Origin of the sequence: Cupriavidus sp. 30B13 (assembly GCF_049059565.2) — a bacterium.
In the GTDB taxonomy this organism is placed as follows: Bacteria; Pseudomonadota; Gammaproteobacteria; order Burkholderiales; family Burkholderiaceae; genus Cupriavidus.
The window spans coordinates 2156310-2172734 of the sequence record NZ_CP188223.1 but is presented as its reverse complement, the minus strand read 5'-3'; the positions used below and the strand labels follow the sequence as shown (position 1 = coordinate 2172734).

Below are 16425 nucleotides of genomic sequence, written 5' to 3'. Positions count from 1 at the left end.
TCAGGCGGCCTCGCCGACGGGCACCGCGTAGGGCAGCTCGCCCGGGCGCACCGGGCTGCCCGTGGCGCTGCCAAGATGCAGCGCGCCGCCGGCGGCATCGATCTTCAGTTCGGCCAGGCCGTCCCAGCCGCCCTGCGGCGCGGCGGCCGCGTTGACGACCATGCCGCACGGCTGCTGCGGATCGTCCGGACGGAAGATCTCGGTGGCGGCGGCCGGCACCTCGCCTTCGCCGTGGATCAGCCACATGCGGCGCTTGAGGGTGCCGCGGTACTGGCTGCGCGCGACGATCTCCTGGCCCGGATAGCAGCCTTTGCGGAAGCTCACGCCGCCGACCAGTTCCAGGTTGATCATCTGCGGCACGAACTGTTCCTGCGTGGCCGCGGCGATGCGCGGCACGCCGGACTGCACTTCCAGCCAGTCCCACACGGCGCCGTCGGCCGGCAGCAGCGCCGCCGCCAGCGCGGCCTGCATGTCCGCCGCCTGGCCGGCGGGCAGCGCAACCTGCCAGCGCGGCAGGCCGGCGCCGTCGGGCAGGCGGATCACCGTGGCGCCGGCCGCGGCGGCGGTCTGCCACGGGGCGTCCGGGGCCGGCAGGCCGGCGGCCTGCAGCGCGGCGGCAGCGGCCGGGCCGGCCACGCCGAGCAATGCCAGCGCCGGCGTCAGGTCGGACAGGCGCGCCTTGGCGCGCAGCACGAACATGCTCAGGCGCTTCTGGATGGCGGCCTGGAGGTCCGCCGACAACTGCAGGACGATGCCTTCCTCGTCGCGCCAGACCAGGAAGCTGGCGAGCAGGCGGCCCTTGGGAGAGCAGTAGCCCGCCAGGCGGGCGGTGCCGGCGGCGAGGTCGTCGATGGCGTTGGTCAGCTGCGTGTGCAGGAAGCTGCCGGCGTCTTCGCCGGCGACCCGGATCAGGCCCAGGTGCGCGGGGCGGCAGACGATACCGCTGCGGCGCACGGCTTCGAACTGGGTGGCAAGGTCTGGGACAGGGGAATTCATGGCGGGAACAGGGCTCGTGATTGCTCGTATCGGGACCGCCAACGCGCGCGCGGGCGCGCCGGATGGCGAGTGCGACTGCTGCGCGTGCTCGTGGCGGCGCAAGGCTCCCGGTATTATATGGGGCTGTCGCCATTTCAGCCGGCGCGTGCGCAACCGTTGCCGCGCGCCGCCGTCTTCGCCGCGGCGCGCCCGGGCGCACGCGGCGCCGCTACCTTTTGCCCTACATGAAACGTATTTTCCTGCGGCTGCTGCTGGTCGCGCTGGTGTTCGCGATCGCCGCCGCCGGCGCTTTCGCCTGGTGGGCCAACCGCCCGCTCGAGCTGCCGGCCGCGCCGGTCGAAGTGGTGATCAAGCCCAATTCCAGCGTAGCCAGCGTCGGCCGCCAGATCCAGCGCGGCGGCGTGCCGATGGACGCGCGCCTGTTCGCCCTGCTGGCGCGCCTGACCGGCCACGGCGCCGATCTCAAGGCCGGCGGCTACGAGTTCGAGCGCGGTGCCACGCCGCTGACGGTGATCGGCAAGGTCGCCCGCGGCGAGGTCACCCACTACGTCCTGACCGTGATCGAGGGCTGGGAATTCCGCAAGATGCGCGCCGCCGTCGACGCCCACCCGGCGCTCAAGCACGACAGCCGCGGCCTGTCGGACACCGAACTGATGAAGGCCATCGGCGCGCCGGAGGCGGCACCCGAAGGCATGTTCTTCCCCGACACCTACCTGTTCGCGCGCGGCAGCAGCGACCTGGAACTGTACCGCCACGCCTACCGCGCCATGCAGCGCCGCCTGACCGACGCCTGGAACGCGCGCGCGCCCGGCCTGCCTTACAAGACGCCCTACGAGGCGCTGGTCATGGCCTCCATCGTCGAGAAGGAAACCGGCCAGCCGGGCGAGCGCGCCATGATCGCCGCGGTATTCGTCAACCGGCTCAAGAAGGGCATGATGCTGCAGACCGATCCCACCGTGATCTACGGCATCGGCGAGGCTTTCGACGGCAATATCCGCAAGCGCGATCTGCTGGCCGACACCCCGTACAATACCTACACCCGCGCGGGCCTGCCGCCCACGCCGATCTCGCTGCCCGGGCTGGCCTCGCTGGCCGCGGCCACCACGCCGGCCCCGTCGGACGCGCTGTACTTCGTGGCGCGCGGCGACGGCAGCAGCTATTTCTCCAACTCGCTTCCCGAACACAACCGCGCGGTCGACAAGTACCAGCGCGGCAAATAAGTCTCTCCCATGCGCGGAAAATTCATCACATTCGAAGGCATCGACGGTGCCGGCAAAAGCACCCACGTGGAGTGGGTGGCCGAGCGCCTGCGCGCCAGGCTGGCCGGCGGCGCTGCGGTGGTCACTACCCGCGAGCCCGGCGGCACGCCGCTGGGCGAGGACCTGCGGCAGATCCTGCTGCATCGCAAGATGCACCTGGAAACCGAGGCGCTGCTGATGTTCGCCGCGCGCCGCGAGCATATCGCCGAGATCATCGAACCCGCGCTGGCGCGGGGCGACTGGGTCGTGTCCGACCGCTTCACCGATGCCACCTTCGCCTACCAGGGCGGGGGCAGGGGCCTGCCGCGCGCACGGCTGGAGGTGCTGGAGGGCTGGGTGCAGGACGGCCTGCAGCCCGATCTGACGCTGCTGTTCGACGTGCCGCTGGAAACCGCCAGCGCGCGCCTGGCCGGCGCGCGCGAACCCGACAAGTTCGAGGCCGAGTCGCGCGCCTTCTTCGAGCGCACGCGCCAGGAATACCTGCGGCGCGCGGCGGAGGCGCCGCAGCGCTTCCGCGTGATCGACGCCACGCGCACCATCGCCGATATTCAGTCCGAGCTTGAGAAAATTCTCGCAACGCTTTGATTCGGCGGCACTATCATGGCTGGCTGATACCACGGACAACAGTCCATGCAGCAGATGAAGTTCACTTCCTAACTCCTTGATTCGCATGCTTTATCCCTGGCAGACAGAAGACTGGCAACGGCTGGCCGGACTGCGCGGGCGGCTGCCGCACGCCTTGCTCATCCATGGCCAGCAAGGCATCGGCAAGCGCGACCTGGCGCTGCATTTCGCCCAGGGGCTGCTGTGCGACACGCCGCGCGCCGACGGCCAGCCGTGCGGCACCTGCGCGGCCTGCCACTGGTTCAGCCAGGGCAACCATCCCGATTTCACCGTGGTCCGCCCGGAGGCTTTGGAGGCCGCCGGCGACGCGGACACCGACGACAGCGGCAAGAAGAAGGCGCCCAGCAAGGTCATCCGCATGGAGCAGGTGCGGGCGCTGATCGACACCGTGGGCATCGGCACCCACCGCGCCGGCCTGCGGCTGGTGGTGGTGTACCCGCTCGACGCGCTGCAGAGCGAGGGCGCCAACGCGCTGCTCAAGACGCTGGAGGAGCCGCCGCCCTCGACCGTGTTCCTGCTGGTCACCGACCGGCTGGACCGCGTGCTGCCGACCATCCTTTCGCGCTGCCGCCAGTTTTCCGTGCAGCGGCCGGCGCAGGCCGACGCGCTGGCGTGGCTGCGCGGGCAGGGCGTGGGCGACGCCGAGGCCCAGCTGGCGCTGGCCGGCGGCTCGCCGCTGACCGCGCTGCATGCCACCGAGGCCGAGGAGCAGCCGCTGCAGCGCTGGCTGGTGAGCCAGCTTGCCGCGGGCGCCGGCTTCGACGCGCTGGGCGCCGCCGAGCACCTGCAGAAGATGCCGGTGCCCGCGGTGCTTGGCATCCTGCAGCGCTGGACGTACGATTTGCTGTCGGCATGCCTGGCCGCGGCCCAGCCGCCGCGCTACTTCCCGCGCGAACAGGCCGCCGTCACACGCTGCGCGCAGGCTACCGATGCGCACCGGCTGCAGGCCTTCCTGGCGCGGCTGGTGAACCACCGGCGCAGCGAGAACCATCCGCTCGCGGCTCGCCTGGTGATGGAGGCGGTGTTTCTCGAGTACCGGCAGTTGTTCCAGTAGTTGTTCGCACAGTTGCCCGGCCGCCGTTGCCTGGCAATCGTTTGTGGTTGTGGTTGTGTTTTTGCCTGGTGGTGTCTGTCAGTCATACCGATAAGGCCTGAAGGCCACGGTCAGCAACAAGGGGTCAGTCATGAGTACAGCAGCAACAGGGGGCCGGAGCCCAGGCGTTCCCGGCGCCGCAGGCGTGGGCGCGCCGACGGCGGGCGGCATCGGGGCGGCCACGGTGCCGGGCGCGGCTTCGCGCCCGAACGTGCTTTCGCTCTCGATCAAGGACCAGGCGGGCCTCTACGCCGCCTACATGCCGTTCCTGCAGCGCGGCGGCATCTTCGTGCCCAGCAACCGGCCGTTCCGGCTTGGCGAGCAGGTATTCCTCGTCCTGTCCCTGCTGGACCGGCCGCAGAAATACCAGATCGCGGGGCAGGTGGCCTGGATCACGCCGGTCGGCACGCCCAACAAGACGCCCGGCATCGGCATCCACCTGCCCGACGACGACAATGGCCGCAACCTGCGCCGCGCGGTGGAAGAGATCCTGGGCAAGGCCATCGAGTCCGGCCGGCCCACGCAGACGCTGTAGGCGCGACCGATATCGGGTGAAACATCAGGTTCCGCTTGCAGGCCGCTGATTTGCAAGGAATTTACGAGAAGTCAGAGAAGAATCGACAATATGAGTGATACCGCTTTTACCGTCCGGGATGCGCAGCCGCGCGACCTGGCCGGCATCGTCGCCATCTACAACAGCACGGTCGCCTCGCGCATGGTCACGGCCGATACCGAGCCGGTCAGCGTGGCATCGCGCCAGGCCTGGTTCGACGCCCATCCGCCCGGGCGCCGTCCGCTGTGGGTGGCGGAAGACAGCGCGGGCCGCATGGCCGGCTGGCTCAGTTTTTCCGATTTCTATGGCCGTCCGGCCTACGGCGCCACCGCCGAAGTCTCGATCTACCTGGACGCCGCCAGCCGCGGCCAGGGCCTGGGCCGGCACCTGCTGCACAAGGCCATCGCCCATGCGCCGCAGATCGGCGTGCATACCTTGCTCGGTTTCATCTTCGGCCACAATGCGCCCAGCCTGGGCCTGTTCGCCTCGCTGGGGTTCGAGCGCTGGGGCAACCTGCCGCGCGTGGCCGTGCTCGACGGCGTCGAGCGCGACCTCGTCATCCTTGGCCGCCACCTGACCAAGCCGGCAAGCTAGCTCGGCGGCCCGCCGCGGTGGCCGGCCGAGACCGGGCCGCCGGGTGCGACCGGATACAATGGCTAGTGGCGGCGCCGCAGGCCGAACTCAGGCCGAATGGCGCCGCCGTTATCCGGACACCGCCCTCATGTTTGTCGATTCCCACTGCCATCTAGATTTCCCCGACCTGGCCGCGCGCCTGCCCGAGCTGCTGGACAATATGCGGGCCAACCAGGTCACGCATGCGCTGTGCATCTCGGTCACGCTGGAAGACTTCCCGCGCGTGCTGGCGCTGGCCGAGCAGCACCCGCACCTGTACGCCACGGTCGGCGTGCATCCCGACTACGAGGAGGGCGAGGATCCTTCGCTGGAGCGCCTGCTCGCGCTCTCCGCGCACCCGCGCGTGGTCGGCACCGGCGAGACCGGGCTCGACTATTACCGCCTCAACGGCCGCAGCATTGCCGACATGGAGTGGCAGCGCGAGCGTTTCCGCACCCATATCCGCGCCGCGCGCCAGACCGGCAAGCCGCTGGTCATCCACACGCGCTCGTCGGCCGACGACACGTTGCGCCTGATGCGCGAGGAGGACGCCGGCGCCGTGGGCGGCGTGATGCACTGCTTCACCGAGAGCTGGGAGATCGCCCGCCAGTCGCTCGACCAGGGCTTCCATATCTCGTTCTCCGGCATCGTCACCTTCAAGAACGCCGTGGAGCTGCAGGAAACCGCGCGCAAGGTGCCGCTGGACCGCATGCTGATCGAGACCGATTCGCCCTACCTCGCGCCGGTGCCGTACCGCGGCAAGACCAACCAGCCGGCCTGGGTGCGCCATGTCGGCGAGTTCGTCGCCAACCTGCGCGGCATTCCCGTGGAGGAGCTGGCGGAACGTACCACCGATAATTTCTTCCGCCTTTTCAAGCATATAAACAGGAAACCTCATGCTTAACATGAAGTCATTGAGAGGTCTGGCCGCAGGCGCGGCCCTGCTGGTGGGCTGCGCCGCCTGGGGCACGCCCACCGACGACCTGCGCAAGGCGGTGGAGTTCGACGACGCCAACACCGCGCAGAAGCTGCTCGCGCGCGGCGTCGATCCCAATGTGCTCGACGCCAAGGGCAACCCGATGCTGGTGGTGGCGCTGCGGGAAAAGTCGCTGAAGGTGGCGGCGGTGCTGATCCGGGCCAAGAATATCGATTTCGACAAGACCAACGCCGCCGGCGAGACGCCGCTGATGATGGCCAGCCTGCAGAACGAGGTCGACCTCGTCAAGCTGATGGTCGACAAGATGGAAGTCGAGATCAACAAGACCGGCTGGACGCCGCTGCACTACGCGGCGACCAACGGCAACAACGAGATCGTCAAATACCTGATCGACCACGCCGCCTACATCGACGCCGAAAGCCCCAACGGCAGCACCCCGCTGATGATGGCCGCGCGCGGCGGCCATATCGAGACGGTCAAGCTGCTGCTGGACGAGGGCGCGGACATGCGGCTGCGCAACCAGCAGGGCATGACGGTGATCGATTTCGCCGAGCGCTACCACCAGCCGGAGATCGCCAGCGGGCTGAAAGCGCGCTGGCAGAAGCTGTATCCACAGACGCCGATGGGCGCGCCGGCGCCGCAGAAGGGCGCGAACTGAGATCGTGTGAGGCCGCGATCCTGACGAACCGGGCCGGCAAAAAACGACAAGCGCCACGGCATATGCCGTGGCGCTTGTCGTTTTGGGGCAAGACGCCGCCTCGGACAGTGAGCCATCCAAGCTGCAGCTCGCTGCAGATCTGGAAGGCGAAAATTGAGAGTTCGGATGGCCGCGGCGGCTGGTCTTGCCGTTGGACACGGTCCGGCGGTCGATCCAGGCGAGTGCGCAGAGGTGGTGGCTTCGACCCATCCCGGCGCCGTCAGCGCCTACACGTCGTCGGCCAGCCTGACCCCCGTGAACTGCCAGCGCTGGTGCGGATAGAAGAAGTTGCGGTAGCTCGCGCGGATATGCGATTCCGGCGTCACGCATGAGCCGCCGCGCAGCACCATCTGGCTGCACATGAACTTGCCGTTGTATTCGCCCACCGCGCCGGCGCCCGGGCGGAAGCCCGGATAGGGCTGGAACGGGCTGGCGGTCCATTCCCACACGTCGCCGAACATCTGGCGCAGCGCGCCGGCGGTATTCTGGCGGTCCGGCAGCGGCCGCAGCACGCGGCCCTCGGCGAAGTTGCCGGTGGCCGGCAGGTTGCGCGCGGCGTGCTCCCATTCGGCCTCGGTCGGCAGGCGGCGCTCGGCCCAGCGCGCGAAGGCGTCGGCCTCGTAGAAGCTGATGTGCGTGACCGGGCTGTCCGGGTCCACCGGCTGCATGCCGCGCAGGCTCATCTGCCACCACGTGCCTTCGCGCTCTTCCCAGTACAGCGGCGCTTCGATGCCTTGTTCGTTGACCCAGCGCCAGCCGTCCGACAGCCACAGCCCGGCGGTGCGGTAGGCGCCGTCCTCGATGAATTCGAACCACTGGCGGTTGCTGACCGGGTGCGAGCCCAACTGGTAGGGGCGCAGCAGCACGTTGTGGCGCGGCCCCTCGCAGTCGAAGGCAAAGCCCTCGCCGTCATGGCCGATGGCAACCACGCCGCCGGGAAAGCGCAGCCATTCCGCGGCCGGCCGCGGGTCGGCGATCACCGGCGCCAGCAGCTCGGGCGCGAAGGCGGGCTTGAGCGGGTTCTGCGCGAACAGGTGCAGGATGTCGGTCAGCAGCAGTTCCTGGTGCTGCTGTTCATGGTTCAGGCCAAGCTCGATCAGGGCCGCCTCGGCGTCGGTCTGCGCATGCATCAGCAGGCCGAGCATGGCCTCGTCGACCACCTCGCGGTAGGCCAGCACTTCGTCCAGCGAAGGCCGCGTGAGCAGGCCGCGGCGCGGGCGCGGGTGGCGCGCGCCGACCGACTCGTAATAGGAGTTGAAGAGATAGCGGTAGCGCTCGTCGACCGGCTCGTAGTCCGGCATGCGCGCCGTCAGCACGAATTCCTCGAAGAACCAGGTGGTATGCGCCAGGTGCCATTTGGCCGGGCTGGCGTCTTCCATCGACTGCACGGTGGCATCGGCATCGGTGAGGTCGGCCACCATCGCCTCGGTCGCCGCGCGCACATGGCGGTACTGGGCGAGCAGGGCGGGTTCGTGCGGGGGGTGCAGCGCGCTGGCAGGCAGCAGGGCAGAAGACATGCGGGCTCCCGGATCGGACGTTGCGCCGGCCATGGCAGGCGGATGGCGGGCAGGCCGCTGCCCGGGCCCGTGCTGCCTGGCTGTGCGGGCTTGCCCCTGGGGATCCGCACCCGAAGCGGGCGCGTCCGGAACCATCATAGACCCGAAACGCGCGGCAGGCATAGGCGGCGCGCTCCTACAAAGGCGCGGGGCGGGGTGCCCGCGGCGGGCCGCGCCGCCAGAAGCCCCGGGGCTGCGGGGCGGCGGTGTCCCGCCACGCAAGACGCCCGCCGGCGGGTCGCGGGCGGGCGTCCTGCGGGTGATGCCCAGGCTGCGGTCAGGCTGCCAGGGCGGCGCCGTCGTTGAGCGCCGCCACTTCGCCGCGGGCCGCCGCCAGGGCGGCTTCGCGGGCGTCCGGGCCGAACGCCAGGCCGTGGGCGCGCACATAGGTGATGTCGGTGATGCCGAGGAAGCGGAACACCACGTCGACGGTCTGCTCATGCAGGTCCAGCGCGGAGGCATCCGCGCGCACGCCGCCGCGCGACGACACCACGATCACGCGCTTGCCGCCGGCCAGGCCTTCCGGGCCCTTCTCGGTGTAGCGGAAGGTGCGGCCGGCCTGGGCGATGCGGTCGATCCACGACTTGAGCTGGCTGGGGATGCCGAAGTTGTATTGCGGCACGCCCACCACCAGCACGTCGGCTTCCAGGAATTCCTTGAGGAAGGCTTCGGTGCGTTGCAGTTCGGCTTCCTGCACGGCGTTGAGGCCGTCCTTCGGGCCGCCCAGCACCGGCAGCAGCGCGCCGGACAGGTGGGCGGGCGCGTCCTGGTCCAGGTCGCGCACGGTCACGGTTGCGGTGGGGTTCTTGGCGACCAGGTCGGCGACGACCTGCGCGGTCAGGCTGCGGGAAGCGGAATGGTCGCCCAGTACGCTCGAGTCGATTTGCAGGATGTTCATGTTCAGCTCCACAGGTGGATCGATGTTTCGGGGTTAGGTGAAGCGAAAGATAGCGGTCCCCCATTGATGCCGGTAGTGGTGCAAAATGGAAATTATTGTTCCAGCGGCGGAACATGCAGCCGGGTGTGCCGGGTGCAACGCAGGCGCCGTTCTCCAGCTCCCGCCCCGTTTCCCGCCCCGTTTCCAGCTCCCAGCCATTGCTCGAGGCAGTCACGATGCAAGACCTGAACGATCTTTCCCTGTTTGCCCAGGTAGTCCAGTACGGCAGTTTTTCCGCCGCCAGCCGCGCCAGCGGCGTGCCGAAATCGCGCCTGAGCCGGCGCATCGCCCAGCTCGAGCGCGAGCTGGGCGTGCAGTTGCTGCGCCGGACCACCCGCCAGGTGCGCGTGACGCCCATCGGCGAGGCCTATTACGAACGCTGCCGCGCCATGCTGGCGGAGGCGGAAGGCGCGCGCGAGGTCATCGAGCAGGCGCGCGACCAGCCCGGCGGCACGCTGCGCGTGAGCTGCCCGGTGGCGATCGCGCAAAGCCTGCTGGCGCCGGAAATCGGGCGCTTCATGCAGGCCAATCCCGGCGTGCGGGTGGAGATCGAAGCCACCAACCGCCGCGTGGACGTGATCGGCGAGGGTTTCGACCTGGCGTTGCGGGTGCGCGAGGTGATGGACGATTCCTCGCTGGTGGTGCGCAACTTCGGCGAAAGCCCGCTGATGCTGGTGGCCAGCCCGGCGCTGCTCGACAGCATCGGGCGGCCGCGCACGCCGCAGGCGCTGGACGGCATGCCGGGCGTCAACCAGAAGCCGCACGACGGCAAGCATGTGTGGACGCTGACCTGCGACAGCGGCCAGGCCGTGCATATCGCCTACGATCCGCGCCTGATCACCGACGAGTTCGCGCTGCTGCGCGAGGCGGCCATCGCCGGCGTCGGCGTGGCCATGCTGCCGCGCATGTTCTGCCGCGACGCCATCGACAGCGGCGAGCTGGAATTGCTGCTGCCGCAGTGGATCACGCCGGTCGGCACCCTGCATGCCGTGTTTCCTTCGCGCAAGGGCATGCCGCCGGCGCTGCGGCGCTTCCTCGATTTCCTGGCCGAGATCCTGCCCGAGACCGCGCGCAAGGCCGGCATGCAGCTGCACCAGCCTGGCATGCACCGGCGGCCGGTCAGCGTGGCCTGACCGCGCGGGCCGGGCGCGCCCGCAACTTGTGGCTTTACCTTCACGGCGCCGCGCACTAAGGTACATAAGCGCGCGCCGCGTGGCGCGAAAGGCGCATCAACCACGGGCCTGCGGACGCTGCCAGCGTCCCCGATACAGCGCAGGACCGCACAAGGAGCGACGACCATGAGCGGAACCCAGGCATCCCAGGACCTCGGCAAGGCGGTGCTGCGCATCGTGCTCGGTGCGCTGATTCTCTTCCACGGCGTGTCGAAGCTGATCAACGGCCCCGGTTTCGTCACGCAGGTGGTGACGCAGGCCGGCCTGCCGCCCGCCGTGGCGTACCTGGTCTATATCGGCGAAGTGGTGGCCCCGGTGCTGCTGATCCTGGGCCTGTGGACGCGCCTCGCGGCGCTGGTGGTGGCCGTCAACATGATCGTGGCGGTGGCGCTGGTGCACACCGGGCAGCTCGGCCTGCTCAACGAGACCGGCGGCTGGGCGGTGGAGCTGCAGGCGCTGTTCCTGGCCAGCGCGCTGGCGGTGCTGCTGCTGGGCGCGGGGCGCCTGAGCGTGGGCGGCATCGCCGGGCGCTGGAACTAGGACCGGCGCCGCCGTTCAGGTGGTCCAGAGGCCGAGGGTCTCGGCCACGAACATGTCGGGCGGCAGCGCCGGCGACCACAGGTAGCCCTGGCCCAGGTCGCAGCCCAGCGCCTGCAGCGCGTCGCGCTGCGCGGGCGTCTCGATGCCTTCGGCCACGCACTCCAGCTTGAGGTCGCGCGCGAGGTTGATGATGTTGCGGCAGATCGCCGCGCGCTGGCTGTTGCCCGGCAGCGCCACCACGAAGGAGCGGTCCAGCTTGACCTGCGTGAACGGCAGGTCCGCCAGCAGCTTGAGGGTGGCGATGCCCACGCCGAAATCGTCGATGGCCACGCCGTAGCCGAGCAGCCGCAGCCGGTTCAGCGCGATCGACAGGGCGCGCGCGTCCGGCACCGGATAACCCTCGGTCAGCTCGATGATGAGCAACTGGCGCGGCATGCCGCTGGCCTCCACCATGGCATCGAAGGCGTCGAGCACGCCGGGCCGGCACAGCGTCTGCGCCGAGGCATTGATGCTCAGCGCAATGCGCACGCCGCGCGCCAGCAACTGGCGCTGCACCGCCAGGCATTGCTGGCCTGCCAGCTGGAAGATCGCGTCGGCCTTGCCCAGCGTCTCCAGCCGCGGGATGAACTGGTCGGGCCGGACCAGGCCCAGCGCCGGATGGCGCCAGCGGCAGAGCGCCTCGGCGCCGGCCAGCTTGCCGCTCACGATATGGAACTGGGGCTGCAGCATGATGAAGATGGCGCCGGGCGTCTGCAGCGCGGCCAGCAGTTCGGCGTCGTCCGGCTGGTCCTGCGCGCTCGTCGGCGCCGACAGGGTCTGGTCGCGCGCCAGCGCATCCTGCAGGATTTCCTCCAGCACCACGGCGGAGATCGGCTTGTGCACGGCGCGCACGTGGGCCAGCCCGACCGAGTCCGCCAGGCTCACGTGGGAATCGATGATGTCGTCCTCGAGCGCCGACACCCATACCCACAGCGGCTGCGCGCCGACGAAGGCGTGGTCCGCGCGCCGGGTCAGCTCGTCCATCATGGCCGGGCCGTTGAGTCCCGGCATTTCGATATCGCACAGCACGAGGTCGAACTTGCGCGCGGCCAGCAGATCGAGCGCGACGCGGCCGTCGGCCGCGCAATGCACGTCGGCCACGCCGAGCTGGCTCAGCAACTGCTCTGCCGCCAGCAGCTGGAAGGGGTGGTCATCGACCACCAGTGCCGACAATCCGGCGTAGCGTGTCTGCATGGTTGGCTCGGCGGCGGCGCTCGCTCGGGTTCGGCTGGGGGTGGGTCAGGCCGCGGCTGTTCCAGCCGCGGCGGGCGTCGCCCATAGTAGCGCACATGCCCCGCGGCGGGCAGGCCCGCATGCGCGCCGCCGCTGCCGCCGCGCGCCGGGGAACTGCGGGGATTCCGCCACGGTGGCGCATCTTGCACGGCGCCGCGGCGCCCAGACCCGCTACAATCGCTGCCCGAGGTATTTGACGATGGCGTTTCGATAATGGGTTTTGGCTGGTTCGGTTTTTCGACCTTGTGGCTGGTGCCGCTGCTGTGGCGCACGGTGGCGCGCCTGCTCGCCGGCGAGCGCCGGTTCTTCGGCGGGCGCGGAACGCTGCGCGTCTGGATGGGCACGCTGATCGTGCTGTGCGCGAGCGCATCGCTGGAAGCCCTCACGGGCGCGGCGGGCGAGGGCGGCATGGCGGCCAGTTCGTCGGGCGGCAGCGCGGGGCGCGTGCTCGGCGGGCTGCTGGCCGGCATGCTCGGCTGGAGCGCCAGCCTGCTGATCATGCTCGGCGTGCTCGCGCTGGCCGCGCCGATGGTATTCGGCGAGACCTGGCGCAGCCTGTTCTCGCGCAAGCCGCATGCTCCCGAGCCCGACGAGGAAGATTTCGCGCCGCCGCGCGCGCCGTCGCGCGCCGCGCGCGAGCCGGACAGCTGGGAAACCACCCATCTGGGCGCCGTGCCCGCCGCCACCCCGGGCGCGATCGACTACGTGCCGCGCCACAAGGGCATCGAGGCCGTGTCGGCGCGGCGCCAGCCGGTCTGGCAACCGCCCGCGCGCACCCGCAGCTCCCCGCCGCAGCCGGGCGAGATCTGGCTGCAGCAGGCCGCGCCGCCGGGCGCGGTCACGCCTGAACCCGCGGCGCCGGCCGTGACGGTGCCGCCGGCGGCAGCGCGGCCGCTCGCGCAGCCGGCGCAGGAACGCCCGGCGGTCCGGCCGCAGGACGCCACCCGTGCCGCCGGCCGCGCGGCCGCGGTAGCGCAGGCGCGCGCCGCCGTAGGCCTGCCCGCGGCGGGCACGCCGCGCGCGACCGTGGTCAGCAGCCCGTTTCGCCAGCCTGACCTGACCCCGCCGACCCCGCGCTCGGCCATCACCACGCTGCCCGAAGCCGATGCGCCGGCGCGCCGGGCCCCGCCGGCGGCTCCCGCAGCCGGCCAGGAAGTCCGGCCGGCCACCGCGCAGGAGCCGGTTCGGCCCGTCGCCGCGCACGAGCCGGCGGCCGCGCTGCCGCCGGACGTTCCCCAGGCGGCCTCCGTTCCGGAAGCCGCCGCCGCGCCGGAAGGCGAGGTGGCGCTGGCCGATACTCCGGCCGCGCTGCCGGGCACGTTGCCGGAAACATTGCCGGAAGCGCCGCAGGCCGTGGCCGTGCTGTCCTCCAGCGACGTGGCCATGCCGGCGGCCGCCGCCGCCGCTGACGCAGCCTGCGCCGCCGACGAGGAAGCCCGGCGCGCCACGCTGGCGCAGATCCGGCTGGAAGCCGAGACGCTGATGGCCGAACTGAAGGCGCTGGCCGCCGGCCGTCCCGCGGCGCCGCAAACTGTCGGGGCGCCTGAGGTAGCGGCCGTCGCGGACGTGCCGGCAGATGGCGCCGGCGAAGCCGCCGGGGTTGCCGCCGGGGTTGCCGAAATCCCGCCGCCTGACGCGGTCCGGGATATGGCCATTGCGGACGTTGCCGGCGCGCGCAGTGACGGCCCGGCTGTCGACGCCGACGGCGAAGCCGTGCCCGCCGAATCCGCATCGCCCGACGCCGGCCTGTTCGCCGGCAATGAGGAAGCGCCCGACGCCGCCGCGCCGGAGACGGAAACGGAAACGGAAACGGAAATCCAGCCCGAGGCAGGCACGGAGGAGGGCGCCGACAGCGTGCTCGACGCCAACCTGCTGGTCGAGCCGAGCGACGACGCTGTCGTCGCCGGCACGGAAGCCGGCGCCGACGACTCTCCGGTTGCCGAGACCGTGGAAGCCGCGCTGGCGGCTGGCGTGGAAACCGGAACCGCGGCGCCGGCGGAAGCAGAGGCAGAAGCGGAAACAGAAGCGGAAACGGAAACGGAAACGGAAACGGAAGATAACCCGGCGGCAAATGCCGGACCGGAAGCGGAAACGGTGGCGAAGACCGCGGCGGTAATGGCGGCGGTAACGGCGGCGGAAACCGTGGCCGAGCCGGAACCCGCTGCCGAAGGCGAACCGGAAACCCCGCCCGCCCCTGCCGCGCCCAAGCCCCGCATCGTGCTGCCCGCCGTGGTCGGCAAGACGGTGCCGCTCAGCGCCCTCGCGCCCGCCGCGCCTGCCGCGCCCGCGATGCCGCCCTTGCAGGCCATCGCCGTCACGCCGGCGCCCGCCCGCATCGCCGACTACCGGCTGCCGCCGCTGGCGCTGCTGGAGGCCGCCTCGGCCGATATCGAGCAGGTCAGCGAAGAGCGCCTGCAGGAAACCGGCAACCTGATCGCGCAGCGCCTGGCCGAGTTCAAGGTGCCGGTGTCGGTGGTCGGCGCCTCGGCCGGCCCGGTCATCACGCGCTTCGAGGTGGACCCCGCGATGGGCGTGCGCGGCGCGCAGGTGGTGGGCCTGATGAAGGACCTCGCGCGCGCGCTCGGCGTGACCTCGATCCGCGTGGTCGAGACCATCCCCGGCAAGACCTGCATGGGGCTGGAACTGCCCAACGCGCGGCGCCAGATGATCCGCCTGTCGGAGATCGTGGCTGCCTCGTCCTTCCTCGCGCACAACTCGCACCTGGTGCTGGCGATGGGCAAGGACATCACCGGCAATCCGGTGGTGACCGATCTCGCGCGCGCGCCCCACCTGCTGGTGGCCGGCACCACCGGCTCGGGCAAGTCGGTGGCGGTCAACGCCATGATCCTGTCGGTGCTCTACAAGGCCACGCCGGACGACGTGCGCCTGATCATGATCGACCCCAAGATGCTGGAGCTGTCGGTCTACGAAGGCATCCCGCACCTGCTCGCGCCGGTGGTCACGGACATGAAGCAGGCCGCGCACGCGCTCAACTGGTGCGTGGGCGAGATGGAAAAGCGCTACCGCCTGATGTCGGCGCTGGGCGTGCGCAACCTGGCCGGCTTCAACCAGAAGATCCGCGCCGCCGAGGCCGCCGGCGAGCACGTGCCCAACCCGTTCTCGCTCACCCCCGACGCGCCCGAGCCGCTGCGCACGCTGCCGCTGATCGTGGTGGTGATCGACGAGCTGGCCGACCTGATGATGGTGGCCGGCAAGAAGATCGAGGAACTGATCGCCCGTCTGGCGCAGAAGGCGCGCGCCGCGGGCATCCACCTGATCCTGGCCACGCAGCGGCCCTCGGTGGACGTCATCACCGGCCTGATCAAGGCCAACATTCCCACCCGCGTGGCGTTCCAGGTCAGCAGCAAGATCGACTCGCGCACCATCCTCGACCAGATGGGCGCGGAAAGCCTGCTGGGGCAGGGCGACATGCTGTTCCTGCCGCCCGGCACCGGCTATCCGCAGCGCGTGCACGGCGCCTTCGTCGCCGACGAGGAAGTGCACCGCGTGGTCGAGCACTGGAAGCAGTTCGGCGAGCCCGACTACGAGGAGGCGATCCTCGCCGGCGACCCTGGCGAGGCCGCCGCAGCCGACCTGTTCGGCGAAGGCGGCGACGTCGAGGCCGACCCGCTCTACGACGAAGCCGCCGCCTTCGTGCTCAACACGCGGCGCGCCTCGATCTCCGCCGTGCAGCGCCAGCTGCGCATCGGCTACAACCGCGCCGCGCGGCTGATCGAGCAGATGGAAGTCGCCGGCCTGGTCTCGCCGATGGGCCGCAACGGCGCGCGCGACGTGCTCGCGCCGGGCTCGGGAGACTGAGGAAGAAAACTTCGCACCGCATGCCACAAGCCGCACATTCCGCGCGCAATGGCCGAATAACGCCGGCTTTTCCCCGCTAATGTCCGCCTGAAAGGCCGGCTGCCGCCCCTATGCTGGTGCGATCGAACTTCGGCAGGCCAGCATGGGCGAAGAACCCTCCCTTCCCGTTTACCTCTCGCTCGACCAGCTCAAGGCGTTCGCCAGCGTGCTGACGCAGGGCTCGCTGCTGCAGGAGGCTACGCTGCGGGTGGTCGCCGAGTGCGAGCAGAAGGCGGCCTCGGCAAGCCAGCAGCGCTGCGCGCTCCAGCGGCAGTGGGACTGACGCGGCCGGCCGCTTGGCTTCATTTTGATGGCGCCT

Annotated in this window: 15 protein-coding genes; 11 read left to right on the top strand and 4 right to left on the bottom strand. The window is 70.5% G+C overall.

The window, feature by feature from the left end; all coding sequences use genetic code 11:
- On the bottom strand, window positions 1-996 hold the full coding sequence (locus tag ACKI2N_RS09920) for a YgfZ/GcvT domain-containing protein (RefSeq protein WP_420994263.1): 996 nt from the start codon (window positions 994-996) through the stop codon (window positions 1-3).
- Between the two features lie 224 nt (window positions 997-1220).
- On the opposite strand from ACKI2N_RS09920, the gene mltG reads away from it, so the two are divergent.
- The 7 genes from mltG (at window position 1221) to ACKI2N_RS09885 (ending at window position 6732) form a co-directional block, all read left to right on the top strand.
- On the top strand, window positions 1221-2216 hold the full coding sequence (gene mltG / locus ACKI2N_RS09915; RefSeq protein ID WP_420994262.1) for an endolytic transglycosylase MltG: 996 nt from the start codon (window positions 1221-1223) through the stop codon (window positions 2214-2216).
- 9 nt (window positions 2217-2225) lie between these two features.
- Entirely contained in the window at window positions 2226-2840 is a 615-nt protein-coding gene (gene tmk / locus ACKI2N_RS09910; RefSeq protein WP_420994261.1) for a dTMP kinase, read from the top strand.
- A gap of 85 nt (window positions 2841-2925) precedes the next feature.
- Complete coding sequence (locus tag ACKI2N_RS09905; protein ID WP_420994260.1) at window positions 2926-3933, top strand: DNA polymerase III subunit delta'; 1008 nt, start codon at window positions 2926-2928, stop codon at window positions 3931-3933.
- A gap of 130 nt (window positions 3934-4063) precedes the next feature.
- A complete protein-coding gene (locus ACKI2N_RS09900) occupies window positions 4064-4507 on the top strand; it encodes a PilZ domain-containing protein (protein WP_420994259.1) in 444 nt (147 codons plus the stop codon).
- A 90-nt stretch (window positions 4508-4597) separates the two neighbouring features.
- On the top strand, window positions 4598-5119 hold the full coding sequence (locus tag ACKI2N_RS09895) for a GNAT family N-acetyltransferase (protein WP_420994258.1): 522 nt from the start codon (window positions 4598-4600) through the stop codon (window positions 5117-5119).
- A 127-nt stretch (window positions 5120-5246) separates the two neighbouring features.
- Entirely contained in the window at window positions 5247-6041 is a 795-nt protein-coding gene (locus ACKI2N_RS09890) for a TatD family hydrolase (RefSeq protein WP_420994257.1), read from the top strand.
- Complete coding sequence (locus ACKI2N_RS09885) at window positions 6034-6732, top strand: ankyrin repeat domain-containing protein (RefSeq protein WP_420994256.1); 699 nt, start codon at window positions 6034-6036, stop codon at window positions 6730-6732. The genes ACKI2N_RS09890 and ACKI2N_RS09885 overlap by 8 nt, the downstream gene beginning before the upstream one ends.
- A gap of 266 nt (window positions 6733-6998) precedes the next feature.
- Here ACKI2N_RS09885 and egtB read toward each other — a convergent pair whose 3' ends face one another.
- Both egtB and ACKI2N_RS09875 read right to left on the bottom strand, forming a co-directional pair.
- Window positions 6999-8288, bottom strand: a complete 1290-nt coding sequence (gene egtB, locus ACKI2N_RS09880) for an ergothioneine biosynthesis protein EgtB (RefSeq protein WP_420994255.1) — start codon at window positions 8286-8288, stop codon at window positions 6999-7001.
- Window positions 8289-8604: 316 nt separating this feature from the next.
- Window positions 8605-9225 carry an FMN-dependent NADH-azoreductase gene (locus ACKI2N_RS09875; protein ID WP_420994254.1) on the bottom strand — a complete coding sequence of 207 codons (621 nt, stop codon included), beginning with the start codon at window positions 9223-9225 and terminating at the stop codon, window positions 8605-8607.
- Between the two features lie 215 nt (window positions 9226-9440).
- Here ACKI2N_RS09875 and ACKI2N_RS09870 point away from each other — a divergent pair, with 215 nt between their 5' ends.
- Both ACKI2N_RS09870 and ACKI2N_RS09865 read left to right on the top strand, forming a co-directional pair.
- On the top strand, window positions 9441-10397 hold the full coding sequence (locus tag ACKI2N_RS09870) for a LysR substrate-binding domain-containing protein (protein WP_420994253.1): 957 nt from the start codon (window positions 9441-9443) through the stop codon (window positions 10395-10397).
- 165 nt (window positions 10398-10562) lie between these two features.
- Window positions 10563-10976, top strand: coding sequence for a DoxX family protein (locus ACKI2N_RS09865; protein ID WP_420994252.1), 414 nt, complete (start codon window positions 10563-10565; stop codon window positions 10974-10976).
- Window positions 10977-10991: 15 nt separating this feature from the next.
- On the opposite strand, the gene ACKI2N_RS09860 is transcribed toward ACKI2N_RS09865, so the two are convergent.
- Window positions 10992-12209, bottom strand: coding sequence for an EAL domain-containing response regulator (locus ACKI2N_RS09860; RefSeq protein ID WP_420994251.1), 1218 nt, complete (start codon window positions 12207-12209; stop codon window positions 10992-10994).
- Between the two features lie 252 nt (window positions 12210-12461).
- On the opposite strand from ACKI2N_RS09860, the gene ACKI2N_RS09855 reads away from it, so the two are divergent.
- Window positions 12462-16067 carry a DNA translocase FtsK 4TM domain-containing protein gene (locus ACKI2N_RS09855; RefSeq protein ID WP_420994250.1) on the top strand — a complete coding sequence of 1202 codons (3606 nt, stop codon included), beginning with the start codon at window positions 12462-12464 and terminating at the stop codon, window positions 16065-16067.
- Window positions 16068-16209: 142 nt separating this feature from the next.
- Complete coding sequence (locus ACKI2N_RS09850; protein ID WP_420994249.1) at window positions 16210-16389, top strand: hypothetical protein; 180 nt, start codon at window positions 16210-16212, stop codon at window positions 16387-16389.
- The last annotated feature ends 36 nt before the right edge of the window (window positions 16390-16425 follow it).

Coding starts and splice junctions, on each gene's coding strand:
- ACKI2N_RS09920 (WP_420994263.1), bottom strand. CDS start 996: ATGAATTCCCCTGTCCCAGACCTTGCCACCCAGTTCGAAGCCGTGCGC.
- mltG (WP_420994262.1), top strand. CDS start 1,221: ATGAAACGTATTTTCCTGCGGCTGCTGCTGGTCGCGCTGGTGTTCGCG.
- tmk (WP_420994261.1), top strand. CDS start 2,226: ATGCGCGGAAAATTCATCACATTCGAAGGCATCGACGGTGCCGGCAAA.
- ACKI2N_RS09905 (WP_420994260.1), top strand. CDS start 2,926: ATGCTTTATCCCTGGCAGACAGAAGACTGGCAACGGCTGGCCGGACTG.
- ACKI2N_RS09900 (WP_420994259.1), top strand. CDS start 4,064: ATGAGTACAGCAGCAACAGGGGGCCGGAGCCCAGGCGTTCCCGGCGCC.
- ACKI2N_RS09895 (WP_420994258.1), top strand. CDS start 4,598: ATGAGTGATACCGCTTTTACCGTCCGGGATGCGCAGCCGCGCGACCTG.
- ACKI2N_RS09890 (WP_420994257.1), top strand. CDS start 5,247: ATGTTTGTCGATTCCCACTGCCATCTAGATTTCCCCGACCTGGCCGCG.
- ACKI2N_RS09885 (WP_420994256.1), top strand. CDS start 6,034: ATGCTTAACATGAAGTCATTGAGAGGTCTGGCCGCAGGCGCGGCCCTG.
- egtB (WP_420994255.1), bottom strand. CDS start 8,288: ATGTCTTCTGCCCTGCTGCCTGCCAGCGCGCTGCACCCCCCGCACGAA.
- ACKI2N_RS09875 (WP_420994254.1), bottom strand. CDS start 9,225: ATGAACATCCTGCAAATCGACTCGAGCGTACTGGGCGACCATTCCGCT.
- ACKI2N_RS09870 (WP_420994253.1), top strand. CDS start 9,441: ATGCAAGACCTGAACGATCTTTCCCTGTTTGCCCAGGTAGTCCAGTAC.
- ACKI2N_RS09865 (WP_420994252.1), top strand. CDS start 10,563: ATGAGCGGAACCCAGGCATCCCAGGACCTCGGCAAGGCGGTGCTGCGC.
- ACKI2N_RS09860 (WP_420994251.1), bottom strand. CDS start 12,209: ATGCAGACACGCTACGCCGGATTGTCGGCACTGGTGGTCGATGACCAC.
- ACKI2N_RS09855 (WP_420994250.1), top strand. CDS start 12,462: ATGGGTTTTGGCTGGTTCGGTTTTTCGACCTTGTGGCTGGTGCCGCTG.
- ACKI2N_RS09850 (WP_420994249.1), top strand. CDS start 16,210: ATGGGCGAAGAACCCTCCCTTCCCGTTTACCTCTCGCTCGACCAGCTC.